5 protein-coding genes are annotated in these 3976 nt (G+C 66.4%); all 5 read right to left on the bottom strand.

Translation table 11 applies throughout. The features are described 5' to 3' along the window. Window positions 1-493, bottom strand: a 493-nt coding sequence (locus tag MOV74_RS33065; protein WP_246931192.1) for an FAD-binding oxidoreductase, incomplete at its 3' end; no start/stop codon positions are given. Then, window positions 490-1908, bottom strand: coding sequence for an NAD(P)/FAD-dependent oxidoreductase (locus tag MOV74_RS33060; RefSeq protein WP_246931191.1), 1419 nt, complete (start codon window positions 1906-1908; stop codon window positions 490-492). The genes MOV74_RS33060 and MOV74_RS33065, both read right to left, overlap by 4 nt. Beyond that, on the bottom strand, window positions 1905-2201 hold the full coding sequence (locus MOV74_RS33055; protein ID WP_246931190.1) for a (2Fe-2S)-binding protein: 297 nt from the start codon (window positions 2199-2201) through the stop codon (window positions 1905-1907). Before MOV74_RS33055 ends, MOV74_RS33060 begins: the two co-directional genes overlap by 4 nt. A 19-nt stretch (window positions 2202-2220) precedes the next feature. Continuing rightward, entirely contained in the window at window positions 2221-3417 is a 1197-nt protein-coding gene (locus MOV74_RS33050; protein ID WP_246931189.1) for an FAD-binding oxidoreductase, read from the bottom strand. A gap of 8 nt (window positions 3418-3425) precedes the next feature. After that, window positions 3426-3976, bottom strand: a 551-nt coding sequence (locus MOV74_RS33045; RefSeq protein WP_246931188.1) for an ABC transporter permease, incomplete at its 5' end; no start/stop codon positions are given.

Raw genomic sequence — 3976 nt, 5'->3', positions numbered from 1 at the left:
CGCCGAGTTGCCCGGCCTTGCGACGGAATGCCGTCGTCGTCTGCGCCGGATTGGCCGCACCATCACGGCGCGAGACGACGCCGCCGGGACAGGTTTCGGCGACCGCCGGCACGAGGCGCCGCAGTTCAGTCGCGTCGATCAGCTCTTCATGGGTGAAGCCGAGCGCATTGAGTTCGGCCACGCGCGTACGGCAGACGGCGAGCTCCTCTTCGTTCTCGGCGACCAGCACCTGGCCGTGGCTCTCGAAGCTGCAATCGTCGTCGAGAAGATCCGAGATCTTTTCCCAGATCTCCATCGAACGGATCGAGAGCGGGATCTCGGGGATGTGCCGCGCGAGTTGGCGCACGCCGCCGGCATTGACGCCCGAAGCGTGGCGGCCGGCATAGTCCTTCTCGATCAGCACCGGCTTCAGGCCGGCAAGGCATAGATGCAGCGCAGTCGAGCATCCGTGGATGCCGCCGCCGACGACGATCGCATCCACGTTTTGGGTCATCCGCGCACCACCGCCTTGATGTCGGCTTCGGTCTTCGGGACGGCGGCGAGCTCGGCGAGCGTGATCGGCTTCACCGGCGCGCGCAGACGGTAATAACCGATCTCCTGCGCCGTCTTCCCGCGCGCCTGCGCCATCAGCTCGGTGACGGTGAGGCCGCAGAGCCGGCCCTGGCACGGCCCCATGCCGGTGCGGCGATAGGCCTTGAGCTGGTTCGGTCCAGTCGCGCCGATCGCGACCGCGTCGAGAATGTCTTTCGCGGTGACCTCCTCGCAGCGACAGACGATGGTGTCGCCCGAGGGAATGCGAAATTGCGGTGAAGGGCGAAACAACGTGTCGAGGAAGACGCGACCACGTTCAGCCTTGGCGAGATCGGAGCGAAGCGTTGCCATCGGTGCGAGCTTCGCCGCAGCCGCCGGCGCCAATACTTCCACAGCCGCGCGTGCCGCGATGCGGCCACGCACCACGGCGGCGTTCGCACCGCCAATGCCGGCGCCGTCGCCTGCGATGGCGATGCCGGGAACGGTCGAATTGCCGCTCGCATCGAGCACGGGCGACCAGCACAGCTGCAGATCGTCCCAGCGATGCTCGACGCCTGCCGCCATCGCCAGATTGACATTGGGTACGACGCCCTGATGCAGCAGCAGCAAGTCGGCAGGAACGGCCTCGCGCTTGCCGCCCGCGGCATAGCTGACGTTCGCGAGTTGGCCGTCACCGGATGCCGAGAGTTCGGTGACGCCGGAGACGACCCGCACCTTCGCCTTCACCTCGCGCATCATTGCAAGGCCCTTGGCGAAATAGGGCGAAGTCAGGAAGGCGAAGGCATGCGGGAGCGCCGCGAAGTAATTGCCGCGCTCGGTGGTGTCGAGGATGCGGTCGATGCGGCCGCCGAGGCGAAGGATTTGCGCGGCGAGCAGCCAGAGCAGCGGCCCCTGCCCTGCGATGACCGTGCGTCCGTCGGGCACGAGCGCCGACGATTTCAGCATGGTCTGCGCCGCGCCTGCGGTCATCACGCCCGGCAGCGTCCAACCCGGAATCGGAAACGGCCGCTCCAGCGCGCCGGTCGCAAGGATCACGCGCTTCGCCTTGACGAAGGCGGACGCACCGCCGATCGAGACCGCGATGTCGAGATTGCGGTCGAGGCTCCAGACGGTGGCACGATGAATGACCTCCGCGTTGCCTGCGCGCAGCGCCTGCACGAGATCCGCACCGACCCAATAGTCCGCGCCAAGCTGATTGCGGTCAGTCACCGGCGTCGAGGAGATCGCGCGAAACACCTGGCCGCCAGGGCCGACATTCTCGTCGAGCAGCAATGTGGACAGGCCGGCTTCGGCGGATGTCGCGGCGGCGGCGAGGCCGGCCGGTCCGGCGCCGATCACCACGACGTCATAGGCTTCGCGCTTGGGAGCCACAGTCATCTTCCGATCTCCCGCTTGCCCTTCTGGATCTCGATTTGCATGCCCTCGGCGACCGGCACGAGGCAGCCCTGGCGGTTGCCGACGCCGTCGATGGTGACGAGGCAGTCGAAGCACACGCCCATCATGCAGTAAGGCAAACGCGATGCACCGCTCACCGCTGTGGAACGGCGTGCATCGCAGCTAGAGGCCAGCAGCGCCGCGGAAACGGTGTCGCCCTGGCGCGCCGCGACGGCAACGCCGTCGACGAAGATCTGCACGGGTGGCCGTTTGTCCTGTTCGGATCGTCTAAACATCTTGCCTTCCTCAATATCTCTAGTAGCCGCTGTCGTTCGCGGCGCCCGCACCGCCGAAGCGGCTCGCCGAGAACGCGCCGACAAGCTCCGGCTCGAGCGCGCCTTCTGCCACCATGCGCGCGATCTCGAAGGCATGGTTGGAGGCGAGCGTCACGCCGGAATGACAGCAGGCGACGAAGGCGCCGGGATGCGTCTCCGACTGGTCGTAGATCGGAAAGCCGTCCTGCGGCATCACGCGGATCCCGGCCCAGCTCCTGACCACGTTGAGCCGCGACAGATGCGGGAACATGCGTTGGGCGCGATCGGTCATGACCGCGCTGATCGAATGCTTCAGCGCGCGGTCGTCGAGCTCGTCCTCCTTGCTGTCGCCGATCATCACCGTGCCCTCGTCGGTCTGGCGGATCGTGGTCAGCGGATGCGGCAGGAACGGCATGGTGCGCTCGGTCACCACGATCTGGCCACGGGTCGGCCCCATCGGCGCGTAAAGGCCAACCATCGGTGCCAGCGTCTGGTTGGCGTTACCCGCGGCGAGCACGACCTTGGCGGCGCGCAACTCGCCTTTCGGCGTGGCCAGGCGGAATTCGCCGCCGCTCTTGCTGATCGCCGAGACCGGCCGTTCCGGAAGATAGTCGATGCCGAACGCCTTGAAGCCGGTGTGGAAGGCGCGGAATGTGCGCAGCGAATTGACGTGACCGTCGAGCGGGCAATAGCTGCCGCCGGACACTTCCGGCCCGATCAGCGGCAGCGACTTCTTCACTTCGGATGCGGAGAGCATCTCCATCTTGTAGTCGGCTGCGCCAACCTGATTGTGCATGCGCTTGACCAGCTCGGCACGCTGGCCGAATTCGTCCTCGCCGAGCGTGAGATGGAAGCCGCCATTCTGCTGAAGCGAGACGTCGAGACCGGTCTGCTGCTTCAGTTCGGAGGCAAGCCGGCCCCAGGCCTTCGACGCCTGCACGGTCCAGACCGTATAGGCCGGCATGCCGAGCCCCTTGCTCTGCACCCACACCAGCGCAAAGTTCGCGCGCGAGGCGCGCTTGGTGATGTCGCCTTCGTCGAGCACGGCCACGCGCTTACCCAGCCGGCCGAGGCCCCAGGCAATGGCGGAGCCGAGCAGTCCGCCGCCGACGACAGCGACGTCGTAGTCTGACTTTTGTTTGGACGCGTTTTCTTCACGCGAACCGGCGTCCACTTCGCTCGAAAACGCTTTAGACATAAGTTCTCCTATCGTCCGGTATCGCCCTTGCCGGCGAGCACGCGGTCGAGCCCGTAGAAGCGGTCGAGCAGGATGAGGGCGGTCATGGTGATCGCGATCACGCAGGCCGAGACCGACGTCACCAGCGGATCGATGTTGTCCTGGATATAAAGGAACATGCGCACCGGCAACGTCTCGGTGCCGGGTGCCGCAAGGAAGACGGTCATGGTGAGATCGTCGAAGGACTGGATGAAGGCGAGCGCCCAGCCGCTGATGACGCCGGGCAGGATCAGCGGCAGCGTCACCCGGCGGAACAGCGTCCAGCCGTCAGCGCCGAGCGAAACCGCAGCCATCTCGACGGTGCGATCCATGCCGGTCGCTGCCGCCAGCGTCAGCCGCAGCGCGAACGGAAACACGATGATGACATGCGCGATGATCAGCGCGGCAAAACTGCCGCCGAGGCCGGCCGAGGTGAAGAAGCGCAGAAAGGCGATGCCGAGCACGACATGCGGGATCATCAGCGGCGACAGGAACAGCGCCGCCAGCGCGTCACGGCCGCGGAAACGATGGCGCGCGATCG

The organism is Bradyrhizobium sp. SHOUNA76 (genome assembly GCF_023006445.1).
Classification (GTDB): domain Bacteria; phylum Pseudomonadota; class Alphaproteobacteria; order Rhizobiales; family Xanthobacteraceae; genus Bradyrhizobium.
The sequence above is the reverse complement of the archived record's forward strand: the minus strand, read 5'-3'. Positions and strand labels throughout refer to the sequence as shown.

Excerpts from the sequence above, each read along its gene's own strand:
- MOV74_RS33060 (WP_246931191.1), bottom strand. The coding sequence starts at position 1,908 with ATGACTGTGGCTCCCAAGCGCGAAGCCTATGACGTCGTGGTGATCGGC.
- MOV74_RS33055 (WP_246931190.1), bottom strand. The coding sequence starts at position 2,201 with ATGTTTAGACGATCCGAACAGGACAAACGGCCACCCGTGCAGATCTTC.
- MOV74_RS33050 (WP_246931189.1), bottom strand. The coding sequence starts at position 3,417 with ATGTCTAAAGCGTTTTCGAGCGAAGTGGACGCCGGTTCGCGTGAAGAA.